This is a genomic window from Sporosarcina sp. BP05 (assembly GCF_014282005.1).
Classification (GTDB): domain Bacteria; phylum Bacillota; class Bacilli; order Bacillales_A; family Planococcaceae; genus Sporosarcina.
This window is the reverse complement of sequence record NZ_JACFTD010000002.1, coordinates 479,860-493,737: the sequence shown is the minus strand read 5'-3', so window position 1 is coordinate 493,737 and position 13,878 is coordinate 479,860. Positions and strand designations below refer to the sequence as shown.

The following is a 13,878-nucleotide window of genomic DNA, read 5'->3' as shown; positions in this document are numbered from 1 at the left end:
AATCCACACTCATTTCATCGTTAATTCGATTGCATGCGCAATGCACGGAATCGTATCACCTTGTTGAAATGATAACGGAGATAATAGCGCGCCCGTCGCAATTAGAAGGACCCGTTTATAATCACCCGCCCTCATTTTATCAATTACTTCCGTTAGGAAAATGGCGGCAGAACAACCTGCACCACTTGCCCCGGATAAAAAAGCTGCATCAGCACCGTAAAATTCTTCGCCTGCATCCCTAAACTTTTTAGTCACAACAATACCTTGATTGCCAGCAAGTATTTTATATAGCTCAAAACCAGTTTTTCCAAGGTCGCCTGTCATTATCACATCATAATCTTTGACGTCTTTATTGTGACCTGTTAGATGCCGGATAAGCGTATCTGCCGCTGCTGGCGCCATCGCTGCCCCCATATTTAGCGGGTCGGTCATTCCTAGATCGATTACACATCCAATTGTTCCACACTCTATGGAAGGGAATCCTTTTTTATGAGGTGTAACAGCTGCTACCCCCGCTGCTGTGACGGTCCATTGAGCAGTGTCAGGTTTTTGTCCACCATACTCGTTTGGATAACGAAATTGTCGTTCCACTGCATTATGCTGACTAGATGCTCCCGCAATAGCGCATTTCGACATACCTATTTCGGTCAGCAACGCTGCCATTAAGAGCGAGGACACTGACGTTGCACAAGCGGAAAACAGACCGATATACGGAATTCCCACCGTTTTAGCGGCAAAGTTTGAGGGGGTCATCTGGTTAATAAGATCGCCAATTAACAGGAAATCGGCGTCGCTTGGTACAGAATCCACTTTACTTAATGCAATCATGCAAGCATCTTCCATCATTTTTGCGTGTGCATGCTCATTCGTTTTCATTCCACAGCGCTCATCTTCGTAAACTTTATCAAATTTTTCGGCGAACAGACTTTTCTTCTCTAGCGGGCCCGCTGTAACCCCAGTTGCCGCAATGGATGGTGTCGTTTTGAATGTCAAGAGACCGCGCGCTACCATGATACAACACCTAACTTTACAAGTATCGTTTTAATGAGTGCAACGACAAATGCCGAAAATACGCCGAAGAGAATGACCGAACCCGCGAGTTTGAACATATTTCCACCAACTCCAAGAACATACCCTTCTGACTTATGTTCAATTGCTGCTGAAATGACAGCATTGCCGAAACCTGTAATAGGAACTGCACTCCCCGCTCCTCCAAATTGGCCAATTTTCTTATACAATCCAAAGCCAGTTAACAGCATCGCGAAAAATATCATTGTTGCGACAGTCGGATTACTGGCCGTCCGTTCCGTGAAGTCAAAATATGTCATATAAAACAGCGACACAAATTGACCTACTAAACAAATTGTTCCTCCCGTCAAAAATGCAAAAATCATATTTCGCATCAATGGTGTTTTAGGTGATGTATCTTTTTCTAACTTCGCATATTTTTTTTCATCCATTATGTCTCTTCCTTTATAAGCGATTTCAATTTCTCAATCTTTTTACCCTTATCCTTATTATCTTTCAAATCAATGAGCTTGTTCATTTCCATCCATATTTTACTGTCCGCTGAAACGGTAACGTCCAATTCTGGGTAGCCATTTTCTAATTTTTCCTTAAGCTCCTTTTCAATCTTCACTTTTTTGAAGCGTGAAAAAGTTTTAAGCGTAACGGCAGTTAGCAAGTTATTTTCATGAAAAGTAGTGACTGCTGATGTGAGACGTTTGTCATTTTTCAATACTTCTTCCGCTTTTGCTTGATTCTCGCTGGAATTATTGTCTATCCGGAAACCGCTTCCTGAACAACCGGATAGAATGATAACTGCGAAAATCACAAGGCTAAGTTTCCGGATATGCGTCCCCTCCATTTTTATACAGTATGCCTTTTCATACGTAACTTTATTCATAATCCACCTATGCGCCCTATCACTGTGAACTTTGTCGCATAAAGTATAAAGAATTAAGAAAAGGAGGTGGAATTAATGGGATGTGGAAGAAATGAAGAATGTAGTGAAAGAAAGCACCAAGATGACTGCGTATGTGAGGTTGTCAGGTTCATCAAGCGTTTACAGGATGCTGGAACAGACGATGACTGCGTAGAATGCGAAACAGATTGTTTCATGGCTCCGCTTGGTAGCATATCCAGCCCTGCACGTCACCGTGTCAATACACGCGTATTCATGCTATTGACGAAGAACGGTGATCCGTTCAAAGCAATGTTCCGTCCGGAAAGCCAAAAATATTACCTTCACAATTGCTTCTCTACTTTTTTCAGAGTCCAAAACGTCTTTGACGGCTGCTGCGCTACATTGCAAGTACTAGCGCCATTAGACATTCACAATAATCCGGTGGACATAATTAAAAACGGTAAGTTGGATCTTGAAGAACTCTGTAAAGTTGAAAAATTTGGTGCGACAGATTCATGTATCACAGTCGACTTGACTTGTTTCTGTGGAATCCAATGTATTAAAGATACGTATATCGATTTTTGTGACGTAGATTAATTAATACCCTGCAATGCCCAAACAACCCAACCGATTTAGACCGGTTGGGTTGTTTTAACTTTTCACTATCATTGTAAAAAGGCAGGACGGAGAGGTTCCCGTCCTGCCTTTTCATTTAGTTTCATCAAATGGCTTACCGCGCCATAACACTTCTTCAATTTTGCCCATTTCTACAGCAATTATTTCGTGATTGGCACCTTCCAGATCAATCCACACGGTTTCTTCTTCAACTTTCTCAATCGTTCCTGATAGTGTTTCTTCCTCTAGAATAAATTGAAGTGGCTGATAAGCTTGGCGGCGGAATGAATTGCTCAAATAAATAATTTTACGTTGTATATCTGGATTCACCGGCAAGGCTTCGGTAGCAATTACCTCTTCTTCATTTTCTAACATAGACTGCTCCTCGTTGTTCAGTAAAAATACTGACGTGCTTTCCTCCACAATAATCGCAACTTTTATAAAGACAGGTGGCCCGTCAACGAACAATAATGGTTTATTTCGAAAAATGGTAAGCACATCCTTTTTAATACAGTATATGCGCCCACTTTTCGGACGTTACCCCTGTTAGAAAAAACGGTTCACACCAATGATCTAAAGATCACTGATGAAAACCGTTGCAAGGCCAAGATAAATAATAACACTAATAACGTCATTTAATGTTGTGATAAAAGGACCGGATGCAACTGCAGGATCGATTTTCAACTTATGCATAAGCAAAGGAATGAATGATCCTGAAATCGTTGCGACAAAAATTGAGACAAAAATCGCTGCCCCCACTAAAAGTCCAATAATAAATTCATTTTTCCAAACGTAAATAAGCCCAACTACAAATAGTGCACAGATAAATCCTGTCATCAATCCTGTTCCAGCTTCCCGGATTAGCAACTTAAATTTACTTTCGTCCTCTACATCACCTGTCGCAATACCGCGCACCGCGACCGCAAGCGCTTGCGTTCCGCTATTCCCGGCAGTACCCGCAATTAGGGGAATGAACGCGGCTAGAAGTGCCACTTTTGAAATTGTTTCTGTAAACAAATCTATCAAATTAGCAGTAAGCATTCCGAGTACTAATAGAATAAGCAACCAGGGAAGTCTTTTTTTCATAGCTGAGAAAGAGTTTTTATCAAATGTATCCATACTGGAAACTCCGGCAAGTTTGGAGTAGTCATCTGATGCTTCTTCATCGAGTACATCGATAATATCGTCGACTGTAATAATACCAAGTATATGCTGTTGGAAGTCGACAACCGGGACGGCAAGGAAATTATAGTCCTTGATCATCTTTGCAACGTCTTCCTGATCTTCTGAAACGAGAACACTTACGACTCGTTCACTCATAATTGAACTAATCAACGTATCTTCATGTGCAATGATCAAATCGCGTAGCGATATAACGCCTGTTAGGCGATTATTGTCGTCAACGACAAATATATAATAAATTGTTTCTGCTTTCGGTGCTTCATTGCGCAAAATTGTCATGGCAGAACGAACTGTCGAATTCTGTGGAATTGTAACATATTCCGTTGTCATGATTGACCCTGCCGTATACTCCTCATAATGAAGTAAGGCTTTGATCTCAGCAGCGGCTTCTTTATTCATGAGCGTCAAATAGCTGACAACTTGTGATTTGTCAAGTTCATTCAGGACATCTACCGCGTTATCGACAAACATAAACGAAATCATGTCTGCTGCATACGTCGTGTCCATCTCCTGAAGGAACTGTTTATATTCATCATCGCTGATTTCACTAGTCTCAAATATTTCCGCAAGTTCTTTTGGCGATAAGTATTGGTAGATAATCCCACGAAGCTCCGGTTCTATTTTCTCGTAAAATATCGCTCGGTCATATGGATGAAGGCGTAGATATTCATCTCGGAAGGATTTTATGTCGTGCTGGATTAAAGTCTCTTTCAGCTTCTCTTCATCGAAAACAACTTCTTCTTTATGCTCATCTATTATGCTCACAGCTACACCTTCCTTTCTATTTCTACCGTGGATTATTAATGTGATTAAGGGTATTCTATACGAATACGTTTTGTGAAAAAGGGTGATGAAAATATGAAGTTCGATATTGTCGGTGATATTCACGGTTGTTACGATGAATTCATGCATTTGATTGACAAATTAGGATACCTGATGGATACAGGTATTCCCCTACATCCTGATGGCAGAAATCTTGTATTTGTCGGTGATACGATGGATAGAGGGCCCCATTCGATTAAGATGTTAAATCTACTTTTCAACGTCCAAGATGAGCACTTACTCTATTATTCCCCGGGAAATCATTGCAATAAATTATATCGATTTGCCAAGGGTAACCAGGTTCAGCCCACACATGGTCTTGAAACGACAGTAGCTGAACTTGATGCATTATCAAGTGATGCGCGTAAACGCTTCTTGGCCAGATACCGTCAGTTTTACGAAGCGCTACCGTTATACCATACCCTTAATGATGGTAATCTCATCATTGCACACGCGGGTATCCGTGAAGAAATGATTGCTGCACCCTATTCTGAAAAGATACGGGTATTCGTTCTCTATGGTGATATCACGGGTAAAAAATTACCCGATGGCAGACCCCTTAGGCGTGATTGGGCTAAACACTATAAAGGGGCTCCCTTCATAGTCTATGGTCATACGCCTGTAAAGGAAGCACGCTTTGTAAATAACACCGCAAATATTGATACAGGATGCGTATTCGGCGGTAAACTTACAGCTCTACGCTATCCTGAAATGGATATTGTGTCAGTACCTTCTCTACAGCCATTTGTGCCAGTGAAATTTACTACGTTTGATTGATTTCCGTGTTGGTTAGGCGCTTCATATCTAGCGGAATATCGCATCTAAATTCAACTTTCCCACCTGTAAGCGGATGCGTAAACCCAATCATCTCACAGTGTAAAGCCTGTCGACCAATCAGCCCATGGGAACCGCCATATAAATCATCACCATGTAACGGATGGCCTGCCCACCTCATATGGACACGTATTTGATGCGTCCTGCCTGTATAAAGGGTTAGTGCAATTTTTGTTAACGGATGACCTTTTATATCCGTACGGCCCAGTACTTCTACCTCAGTTCGAGCGAATTGGCCGTCTTCACGCACAATTCGTTCGATAATGCTGCCGTCTTTTCTGCCAATTGGTTGCACAATACTGATTTGGTCCTTTTCCACATGTCCTTCAACCAGTGCGACATACTGTCGATTGAAACCGGAATTTGTCATCTGTTCACTGAGCAGGTGATGAATATGCCGGTTTTTTGCAATACAAATTAAACCCGATGTATCCTTATCGAGGCGTGTGACGACGTGAACTGTTGCCGGAAGTCGTTCCTTAGCAAATTTTCCGGCAACGGCATTCGCTATCGTGCCGACAGGATGGTCGCGCGACGGTATCGTACTTTGTCCAGCAGGTTTATTAACAATGATTAGCGCTTCATCTTCATAAACGATTGTTAAATCACCAATCTCTGGAAGTAAACCTGGGCTTGGTTCTTCCGGTGGGAAAATAATGAGTACTTCGTCGCCAACTTGTAATGGATATCGTACATTACGTTCAGAGCCATTCACACGGATATCTCCACCATCGTATTTAGTTGCAGTTAGCGTTCTTTTCGATATCCCTTTTGCGTGCAAGTATTCGCGTAGCAGTATGCCACCTTCATCCACTTTAAATACGAGACGAAATCTGCGATCCAATTCATCTCCCTTAGACATCGCTGTCAATGAATGAATCATGCACACGTCTCCAAAACGGAAACGGCCTGAACCTTCCGAAACGTACTTTCTCCTTCGAAACTTGGTATTCAATTGACTTCACATCTTTATGAAGAAGTTGCAAATGGTCGACTGTTACCATGAAATCTGGTCCTTTTACAGGTGTTAGTACACATTTATGATGCGCGGGTAGCACTAGCGGCGCACCAACTGTACGGAATACCCTGTTGTTAATAGACGCCATTTCTGTCAATTGCATGGACGGTAAAGAAGGATGGATAATTGCTCCGCCCAGTGCCTTATTGTATGCAGTTGACCCGGAAGGCGTTGACATACACAACCCATCCCCACGGAAACGTTCAAAATGATTACCATTCAGCTCAACATCCATGACGAGCGTCACATCAGGAGATTTCACCGTCGACTCGTTCAGTGCAAGGTACAGGGCACTATCCTTCTCATTTCTGTAGTTAATCTTCACATCAAGAAGCGGGTATTCGAAAACTTCGAATTCTTTTCGAGCAATAGAAATGACAAGCTTCTCAATTTCAGCCGGTTTCCAGTCTGCGTAGAATCCTAGATGGCCTGTATGAATTCCAACAAATGCGGTGTCTTGCAAGCGGTATTTATATTTATGAAAGGCGTGGAGTAATGTACCATCTCCCCCAATTGACAAAACAATATCGGGTTCTTCTTCATCGAAAACAAGCCCGAAATCTGTCAAATATTCTTTCGCTTCATCCATAAGCTTATTCGACAACGCATCGTTTCTTGTCTGGATTGCAAATTTCATCATTTCTCTCCTCCTTTCCCATTCGTATCACCATAGCGTCTTGTCGCTGTTTCCTTGAATGCACTGAAATATTGTTGCGCATCCTGAATTTCATTACGAATCTGCGACATTTCTTCATCTAACTGGAAGGCTGCTTCTGCTGCACGTTCTAAACGATGCCTGATTTCATCTGGCATTTCGCCATCATATTTATAATTCAATGAGTGTTCAATTGACGCCCAGAAATTCATTGCTAACGTACGGATTTGAATCTCAGCAAAAATTGTCTTCTCCCCATGAATCGTCTGAACAGGGTATTTGATAATTAAATGGTAAGACCTGTATCCACTTGGTTTATTATGCGCAATATAATCGCGCTCTTCAATCACTTCGAGGTCCTTCCGCTGCCGTAATGTTTCTACGACAGTACTAATATCATCGACAAACTGGCACATCAGACGAAGACCCGCAATATCAGGCAGTTCGGCAGCAAGTTCAGCCGACGGTTCGAACGGAATCCCCTTTTCAAGTGTCTTGTCATAGATACTGGCGAGCGGCTTAACCCTGCCTGTCACAAATTCAACAGGCGTATGTACATCTTCCAATTCATACTGGGCTCGCAAGCCTTTCAATTTCACTTTCAGTTCATCTACCGCTTGTTTATAAGGTTCAAGAAATTGACTCCACTGCCTCATTCGGACCCCTCCCAGCTAGTTATTCCATATGTTGAAGTATCGAGCTGAATGCTTGCTCCACTGCCGAGGAGAATGCTTCCCCATAATTATCATTACCCTCAATATTATAAATAAGCATTGTCAGCTCATCTTTGAATCCAGGAAGCGAAATTAGTTCATCCTTCCACGAAAGAACTGGATCTAAATTCGTTGCTAATACATCGACCATAAGCGGCCATACTGCCTGTGTTAAATGAAGGTGCTCGTACCCTTCATCTACTTCTAAAAGATAGACAAACGACAAGTTGTCTGAATCTGTAATCATCTTTCCAGATGGTATACCACGAGGCTTTTCTGCTTGTTCTGCTACTAAAAAGAGGATTTGTTCATCATTTCGAAATCCACTATCAATTCGATTTTTAATGTTCACAATTTCTTCTTCCCTTCATGCGTCATTACGTTTATTCTATCATATGCTGCGCGGCCTTGCAGTCTAGAAAATGCGTTTACACACAATAATTGGTATACTAAAGTTAAGTTATTATTTCGCAAGCCCGCAGCTTAACGTTAGAAGGGACAGATCATGATGGATACGCGCACAATTCGTACATTAATGGAAATAAATACACTGCAGACTCTCGGAGCTGTTCAAACACAAACTGAACAAAATAGCACATCCCCATCCGTTTTCAACACACTGTTAGAGGAGATGTTAGGTAGTACATCCGTAACAGATTCCTTATCTACCGATTCATCTACACTACTCGATAATCTAACTAATATAGAGACCTTGCGCTATGACGGAAAAAACAGTGTATTTGAACCTTCTTCTCTCAGTGGGATCCTTTCCGCAACGCAACAAAATTCAGCTGTCCCCACGGAAAATACATCCATTGGCAATGACAGCTATCGCGATATTATCAGCCAAGCTGCAAACAAATATAACTTGCCCGATAAACTGATCTCAGCCGTTATCAAACAAGAATCGAACTTCAATAATGGCGTTGTCAGCCACTCAGGTGCACAAGGTCTTATGCAGCTGATGCCCGGAACGGCGAAGTTCCTAGGCGTCAAAGATAGTTTCGACCCCTTCCAGAACGTGATGGGCGGAGCCAAATACTTAAGACAAATGCTAAATCAATTTGGCGGTAATATCGAACTTGCACTGGCCGCCTATAATGCCGGTCCCGGAAACGTAAAAAAACATGATGGGATTCCACCTTTCAAAGAGACACAGCAATACGTAAAAAAAGTGCTCGGCTATTTCAATGCATAAGATTGATAATCTAGACTTCCACTTCACTAACAATGCGATTTATTTGTGAAAAGAGTGTAGGGTTGATAGAATATTAATACAGTCAGAGCAAAGGAGAATGAGATAATGATGCGAAAACCTTTGATCCCTTATGAGGAGATCGGTGCAACAAAGTTGTCGGAACTCATCGACCTATTTTACGCAAAAGTGGCCGTACATCCGGACCTATACCCGATTTTCCCGGATGACCTGACAGAAACAGTACGCAAACAAAAGCAATTTCAAACACAATATTTAGGCGGTCCCAATTTATATACTGAAGAACATGGTCATCCTATGATGAAAGCTCGTCATATGCCATTCCCGATTACTCCAGTTCAAGCGGAAGCATGGCTAGCATGCATGGCAGAAGCAATGGACGAAGTCGAACTTGAAGGAAATATACGTGATATCTATTATAAGCGCCTCGTCTTGACCGCCAATCATATGGTGAACAGGGCTGGGGAGGAGAAGACGTGAATCGACAAACATTACTGGAGAACCCAGTCATTCCTTCCACATGTATAAGGCCAATCGAACTATATGTTTTCATCGATCCCTTATGCGGAGATTGTTTGTCGCTCCCGCCTTTACTCCGAAAATTACAAGTTGAATATGATCGTTATTTCACACTGCGCATTGCACTGCGCACATCATTACCTAAGATGAATCTTCAATGTCTGCATAATGATGCGGATGAGCTAGCTTGTGAACAAACACATCCAGCGTTTCCGAGTATCGCTGTTAAAACTGCAGAGTTTCAAGGCAAACGCGCTGGGTTTCGATTCTTATCAAAAATGCTTGAATATTCATTTTTGAAGTCTAGGAATGTATCGTCTTTTTCCGTACTCGTCGAAATCGCAAAAAAACTAAATCTTGATGTAGACGAATTCATCCGAGACTTTTCTTCCAAAAACGTCTTGCGCTCTTTACAAGTCGATTTGTACATGGCAAAAGAAATGGAAGTCGACAAAGCACCTACTTTCGTCTTTTTCAATGAAAACATTGAAGATGAAGGATTAAAAGTGAGTGGCATATACGACTACGATGTCTACGTACAAATTTTAGAGGAGTTGGTCGGCGGACCGATTCTGCCGGACATCCCTCCTCTACTTGACGATTTGTTCCAACGTTTCGATACACTTTCCACAACAGAGATTGCTAGTATCTATAACATCTCCGAAAAGTCCGCAGAACGCGAACTCAAAAAACGCCTTCTTCAACAGCATGTTGAACGGATTCATTTCCAGGACATGACATTGTGGCGTAAAAAGTTGATATGAATTAAAAGAGTTGCTTCGTTACCTGGTGATACCGGGCAATGGGGTGACTTTTTTTGTTGGGGTAGAGGTTGCCATGACAGTCTTCAGTTACACTCACAGTTCCACGTGTTGCCATCACAGTTCTCATGTTTCTCCTCACAGTTCAACACTTTGCCATGACAGTCTTCAGTTGCACTCACAGTTTCACGCGTTTCCATCACAGTTGTCATGTTTCTCCTCACAGTTCAACACTTTTCCAAGACAATTTACCCGTCGCTGTACCTCATTAACCAAAAGAAAAGAGCATTCGCTCCTGGGGGGGAGGGAATGCTCTTATTCAAAGGGAATGGGAGAAATGTTCACGTTCAAACAAAAGGGGTGTATGTTTGGTATGTGATTTATTTCACATCCTTACCTTATCACAAAATAATAGTAGCATCAAGAATTCACAATGTTTTTCACAAGACTGTCACAATAATGATTTCACCGATGCGCCTTACTTTATATCTATATAGCAATATGCATATACGAAAAATCCCTATCGCCACCATAAATGTGGCGGATAGGGCTTTTCACTGAATCAATTTACTTTATTTTTTCAATAGAAGTGATTCAAGCTCGTTCAACTTTTCTTCGAAGACGCGGCATGCTTCTTCGATTGGAGCAGCACTTGTCATGTCGACACCTGCTTTTTTTAGAACCTCGATTGGATAATCGGAAGAACCGGCTTTCAAGAAGTTATTTACATAGCGTTCAACAGCCGGCTCTCCTTCTGTCAAGATTTGATTGCTCAACGCGACTGCAGCACTATAACCCGTCGCATACTGATAAACATAATAATTATAGTAGAAATGAGGAATTCTGGCCCATTCCACTCCAATTTCCTCGTCGACAACAAGATCTTCGCCGAAGTATTTCTTATTAAGTGCATAATACTCTTCCGTCAGTTTTTCAGCTGTCAATGCAACACCTTGCTGATCAAGCTGATGAATAAGGTGTTCGAACTCAGCGAACATTGTCTGACGGAAAACAGTACCGCGGAAGCCATCGAGCCAATAATTCAGCAAATAAATTCGTTTCTGTTCATCATCAATTGTTTTCAATAAATGATCATTCAAAAGCGCTTCGTTCACTGTCGACGCAACTTCCGCTACGAAAATAGAATAACCGCTATAGACGAACGGCTGAGTTTTTCGTGAATAATAACTATGGACACTATGGCCGAATTCGTGGGCGAGTGTGAATAAGTTACTGACGTTATCTTGCCAGTTCATTAAGACATATGGATTTGTTCCATAAGAGCCCGAAGAGTAAGCTCCAGAGCGTTTCCCTTTGTTCTCCCGAACGTCTACCCAGCGATTCTCAAGTCCCTCTTTAACGATTGATACATACTCCTCACCAAGTGGGTGGAAACTGTCTAGCATCGTTTTGGTAGCTTTGTCATATGGAATTTCCATATTTGCATCTTTTACAAGCGGTGCATACAGATCCCACATATGAAGTTCTTCTAGTCCAAACACTTTTTTGCGAAGCGCAACATAGCGCTGCAACAAGTGAACGTTTTTATTGATAGTCGAAACAAGATTTTCATAAACCTGTTCCGGGATATGATTATTCGCCATCGCCGCTTCACGTGCAGATGAATAATTGCGAATGCGCGCATTGACGTTATCACCTTTTACGTTACCTGAAAGTGTCGAGGCAAATGTGTTTTGAAATTCGCTGTACTTCGAATACATCGCTTTGAATGCGTCCTCACGAACTCGCGAATCATCGCTTTCCAAAAACCCTACGTAGCGGCCATGTGATAATTCGACTTCTTCCCCTTTTTCATCTTTCACCATTGGGAAAGTCAAATCGGCATTATTCAGCATACTGAATGTTTCTGAAGAGCTACCCGTCACTTCTGATAGTTGTGCAAGCAAAGCTTCTTGTTCAGCAGGCAGTACATGTGGTCGCTGCGTGTTGATTTCTTCAAATTCTTGCTTATAAAGAGCCAGTCCCTCATGTTCAATGACCAACTTGTCCAATTCAGCTTCATCAATAGACAGAAGCTCAGGCAAGAAAAATGATAACGCAGTTGCTACTTTCACATAAAGTGATTTCACCCGGCTATCCATCGCCTGATAGAAGCTGTTTGTCGTATCCTGGTCGGTCTTTAAGTGCGCATATGTGTAAAGCCTGCGCAGTCTTTCAGAGAGCGCGTCACGGTATGCCAACGCAGTGTAAAGTGCATCGCCACCACCCGAGAGTGTCCCTTTGTAAGAGTCTGCTTTGCCGGAGAATTCCTCAACTTCAGCGAATTCTTTTTCCCAAGCTTCATCAGTTGCGAAGATGTCTTCGAGACGCCAAGTCTCCTCTACTTTTACTTCATCACGCGTCAATACTTTATTCTTAGTTTCGGCCATCATCAATTATCCCCCTTCTCCCATTACTTCGGGAAGCGAATCAATCCTATTTTCTCAATTTTCATAACGCTTTGCAAGTAATCTTTCTGTAATTAGTTGAATTATTTTTTCTTCGTCAATAACTGTTCCATTTTGACAGGAACCCACATTCTCAGAAACAAGGAAATCACGGTATGCTATGCATGCTCTCACCTTTGCTTCCGATGGTTCTTCTAACCAAAAGACATATTTTCTAACCTGACTGCTGGATACAGTTCTAAAACTAATCCCATTTCTTCTCAAATAATAAAGGAATGCTAATTGCCATTCACAGTCATGCTCGCGGAATGACTCGCCGAAAAGGACAGGCAATCCAATCCATTTTGGAAGATTCGTTGGTATCACGCGCAGTTCATAACACATTCTTAAAAAAGGATCTTTAACCCCCCTTTTATTCAATAAAACACGGGATTGAACAAATTGATTGCGCATGGATAAGTAAAGGGCTACATAGTGATGGATTTCTAACTCTGATGGGGTTTTAGGCCGAGCAAAAGGAAATACTTGCATCGCTAATGGCAATGTTCGATGGATGCCGATATAACGCTTCCCAGCAATATGGATAAGACTGGTGTAATAATGGAATCGTTCTGTTTGGGGGTTATATGTGAGTAATAAATAGCCTTCAGGGGATGTATACGTCAAGAAGCTTTCGTGGAATCTTGAAAAATGGAATGTACCTACACCTACAGGTAATGTACTAAATTTTGCTGGGGTTTGCAAAATCCAGATGGGTTTCATTCCTATACTGTGATAACCGGCGGATCTAGACTCGATGTCAGCAACAGGTATCGAACTGCACTGAAATTCGATGGGTATCGACTCAGATTGTGTCGTTACAAGGATATCAGGACGCTGAGATACCAATTTCAAAAATGGTTCAAGTTCGACAAGCTCAGTATGTTTTTGAAAAAAAGCATACAATTGTTGCTTTCCATAAAGATGGCTCCTTGATTCACCTTCTGAGAATAAAGTCAGACAGGCAGAATCCTTCAAATGTGCAAAATGTGGGATCGTAATATCTCCAACTTTCAACTGAACCGGAGAGTTACATTGAGGGCAAAAGAACAATCTTAATTTCCGCCATTTGCGCAAACGTTCTCTTTCTAACTCTGGTGTAAGTACAATAAGTTTTCCTTGCTCTGTTTTGGCTGTAAGAATACTATTCTACTCCTTCCTTGTTTAATAATACAAATATTCAGTCAGTA

The 13,878-nt window shown here is 41.8% G+C and carries 17 protein-coding genes; 5 read left to right on the top strand and 12 right to left on the bottom strand.

The window, feature by feature from the left end; genetic code table 11:
• Positions 1 to 9: 9 nt before the first annotated feature.
• Genes H2672_RS04175 through H2672_RS04165 form a run of 3 tightly spaced genes read right to left on the bottom strand, consistent with a single transcriptional unit; the run spans position 10 to position 1,906 of the window.
• On the bottom strand, positions 10 to 1,011 hold the full coding sequence (locus H2672_RS04175; protein WP_186669323.1) for a beta-ketoacyl-[acyl-carrier-protein] synthase family protein: 1,002 nt from the start codon (positions 1,009 to 1,011) through the stop codon (positions 10 to 12).
• Entirely contained in the window at positions 1,005 to 1,460 is a 456-nt protein-coding gene (gene spoVAC, locus H2672_RS04170) for a stage V sporulation protein AC (protein WP_186669321.1), read from the bottom strand. Before spoVAC ends, H2672_RS04175 begins: the two co-directional genes overlap by 7 nt.
• The gene (locus H2672_RS04165) at positions 1,460 to 1,906 is read right to left on the bottom strand and encodes a hypothetical protein (RefSeq protein ID WP_186669319.1); all 447 of its coding nucleotides are present in this window, start codon (positions 1,904 to 1,906) and stop codon (positions 1,460 to 1,462) included. Before H2672_RS04165 ends, spoVAC begins: the two co-directional genes overlap by 1 nt.
• A gap of 75 nt (positions 1,907 to 1,981) precedes the next feature.
• On the opposite strand from H2672_RS04165, the gene H2672_RS04160 reads away from it, so the two are divergent.
• Complete coding sequence (locus H2672_RS04160; protein ID WP_186669317.1) at positions 1,982 to 2,503, top strand: CotY/CotZ family spore coat protein; 522 nt, start codon at positions 1,982 to 1,984, stop codon at positions 2,501 to 2,503.
• A 111-nt stretch (positions 2,504 to 2,614) separates the two neighbouring features.
• On the opposite strand, the gene H2672_RS04155 is transcribed toward H2672_RS04160, so the two are convergent.
• Both H2672_RS04155 and mgtE read right to left on the bottom strand, forming a co-directional pair.
• On the bottom strand, positions 2,615 to 2,896 hold the full coding sequence (locus H2672_RS04155) for a hypothetical protein (RefSeq protein ID WP_186669315.1): 282 nt from the start codon (positions 2,894 to 2,896) through the stop codon (positions 2,615 to 2,617).
• A gap of 198 nt (positions 2,897 to 3,094) precedes the next feature.
• Entirely contained in the window at positions 3,095 to 4,462 is a 1,368-nt protein-coding gene (mgtE, locus tag H2672_RS04150; protein ID WP_186669646.1) for a magnesium transporter, read from the bottom strand.
• A gap of 99 nt (positions 4,463 to 4,561) precedes the next feature.
• Here mgtE and prpE point away from each other — a divergent pair, with 99 nt between their 5' ends.
• Positions 4,562 to 5,302: a bis(5'-nucleosyl)-tetraphosphatase PrpE gene (gene prpE / locus H2672_RS04145; RefSeq protein ID WP_186669313.1), complete on the top strand. Its 741-nt coding sequence runs from the start codon at positions 4,562 to 4,564 to the stop codon at positions 5,300 to 5,302.
• On the opposite strand, the gene H2672_RS04140 is transcribed toward prpE, so the two are convergent.
• The 4 genes from H2672_RS04140 to H2672_RS04125 are packed head-to-tail and all read right to left on the bottom strand — an operon-like array spanning position 5,289 to position 8,097.
• A complete protein-coding gene (locus H2672_RS04140) occupies positions 5,289 to 6,242 on the bottom strand; it encodes an RluA family pseudouridine synthase (RefSeq protein WP_186669312.1) in 954 nt (317 codons plus the stop codon). The genes prpE and H2672_RS04140 overlap by 14 nt on opposite strands.
• Complete coding sequence (locus H2672_RS04135) at positions 6,214 to 7,014, bottom strand: NAD kinase (protein WP_186669637.1); 801 nt, start codon at positions 7,012 to 7,014, stop codon at positions 6,214 to 6,216. Before H2672_RS04135 ends, H2672_RS04140 begins: the two co-directional genes overlap by 29 nt.
• Positions 7,014 to 7,688: a GTP diphosphokinase gene (gene yjbM, locus H2672_RS04130; RefSeq protein ID WP_186669310.1), complete on the bottom strand. Its 675-nt coding sequence runs from the start codon at positions 7,686 to 7,688 to the stop codon at positions 7,014 to 7,016. The genes H2672_RS04135 and yjbM overlap by 1 nt, the downstream gene beginning before the upstream one ends.
• A 19-nt stretch (positions 7,689 to 7,707) precedes the next feature.
• On the bottom strand, positions 7,708 to 8,097 hold the full coding sequence (locus H2672_RS04125) for a UPF0738 family protein (RefSeq protein ID WP_186669308.1): 390 nt from the start codon (positions 8,095 to 8,097) through the stop codon (positions 7,708 to 7,710).
• A gap of 153 nt (positions 8,098 to 8,250) precedes the next feature.
• On the opposite strand from H2672_RS04125, the gene H2672_RS04120 reads away from it, so the two are divergent.
• The 3 genes from H2672_RS04120 to H2672_RS04110 all read left to right on the top strand — a co-directional run bounded on the left by H2672_RS04120 (position 8,251) and on the right by H2672_RS04110 (position 10,244).
• On the top strand, positions 8,251 to 8,943 hold the full coding sequence (locus H2672_RS04120; RefSeq protein ID WP_370569594.1) for a lytic transglycosylase domain-containing protein: 693 nt from the start codon (positions 8,251 to 8,253) through the stop codon (positions 8,941 to 8,943).
• A 105-nt stretch (positions 8,944 to 9,048) separates the two neighbouring features.
• Positions 9,049 to 9,441: a globin domain-containing protein gene (locus H2672_RS04115; protein ID WP_067211850.1), complete on the top strand. Its 393-nt coding sequence runs from the start codon at positions 9,049 to 9,051 to the stop codon at positions 9,439 to 9,441.
• Positions 9,438 to 10,244, top strand: coding sequence for a DsbA family protein (locus H2672_RS04110; RefSeq protein WP_186669305.1), 807 nt, complete (start codon positions 9,438 to 9,440; stop codon positions 10,242 to 10,244). Before H2672_RS04115 ends, H2672_RS04110 begins: the two co-directional genes overlap by 4 nt.
• 83 nt (positions 10,245 to 10,327) lie before the next feature.
• Here H2672_RS04110 and H2672_RS19540 read toward each other — a convergent pair whose 3' ends face one another.
• The 3 genes from H2672_RS19540 to H2672_RS04100 form a co-directional block, all read right to left on the bottom strand.
• Entirely contained in the window at positions 10,328 to 10,453 is a 126-nt protein-coding gene (locus H2672_RS19540; RefSeq protein ID WP_255485301.1) for a hypothetical protein, read from the bottom strand.
• 360 nt (positions 10,454 to 10,813) lie between these two features.
• Positions 10,814 to 12,631: an oligoendopeptidase F gene (pepF, locus tag H2672_RS04105; protein WP_186669627.1), complete on the bottom strand. Its 1,818-nt coding sequence runs from the start codon at positions 12,629 to 12,631 to the stop codon at positions 10,814 to 10,816.
• Positions 12,632 to 12,685: 54 nt separating this feature from the next.
• Complete coding sequence (locus H2672_RS04100; RefSeq protein ID WP_483315862.1) at positions 12,686 to 13,798, bottom strand: competence protein CoiA; 1,113 nt, start codon at positions 13,796 to 13,798, stop codon at positions 12,686 to 12,688.
• Positions 13,799 to 13,878: the final 80 nt, after the last annotated feature.

What these genes read in the sequence shown, in the direction of transcription:
- H2672_RS04175 (WP_186669323.1), bottom strand. Translation starts at nt 1,011, where the DNA reads ATGGTAGCGCGCGGTCTCTTGACATTCAAAACGACACCATCCATTGCG.
- spoVAC (WP_186669321.1), bottom strand. Translation starts at nt 1,460, where the DNA reads ATGGATGAAAAAAAATATGCGAAGTTAGAAAAAGATACATCACCTAAA.
- H2672_RS04165 (WP_186669319.1), bottom strand. Translation starts at nt 1,906, where the DNA reads ATGAATAAAGTTACGTATGAAAAGGCATACTGTATAAAAATGGAGGGG.
- H2672_RS04160 (WP_186669317.1), top strand. Translation starts at nt 1,982, where the DNA reads ATGGGATGTGGAAGAAATGAAGAATGTAGTGAAAGAAAGCACCAAGAT.
- H2672_RS04155 (WP_186669315.1), bottom strand. Translation starts at nt 2,896, where the DNA reads ATGTTAGAAAATGAAGAAGAGGTAATTGCTACCGAAGCCTTGCCGGTG.
- prpE (WP_186669313.1), top strand. Translation starts at nt 4,562, where the DNA reads ATGAAGTTCGATATTGTCGGTGATATTCACGGTTGTTACGATGAATTC.
- H2672_RS04140 (WP_186669312.1), bottom strand. Translation starts at nt 6,242, where the DNA reads ATGATTCATTCATTGACAGCGATGTCTAAGGGAGATGAATTGGATCGC.
- H2672_RS04135 (WP_186669637.1), bottom strand. Translation starts at nt 7,014, where the DNA reads ATGAAATTTGCAATCCAGACAAGAAACGATGCGTTGTCGAATAAGCTT.
- yjbM (WP_186669310.1), bottom strand. Translation starts at nt 7,688, where the DNA reads ATGAGGCAGTGGAGTCAATTTCTTGAACCTTATAAACAAGCGGTAGAT.
- H2672_RS04120 (WP_370569594.1), top strand. Translation starts at nt 8,251, where the DNA reads ATGATGGATACGCGCACAATTCGTACATTAATGGAAATAAATACACTG.
- H2672_RS04115 (WP_067211850.1), top strand. Translation starts at nt 9,049, where the DNA reads ATGATGCGAAAACCTTTGATCCCTTATGAGGAGATCGGTGCAACAAAG.
- H2672_RS19540 (WP_255485301.1), bottom strand. Translation starts at nt 10,453, where the DNA reads ATGACAACTGTGATGGAAACGCGTGAAACTGTGAGTGCAACTGAAGAC.
- pepF (WP_186669627.1), bottom strand. Translation starts at nt 12,631, where the DNA reads ATGGCCGAAACTAAGAATAAAGTATTGACGCGTGATGAAGTAAAAGTA.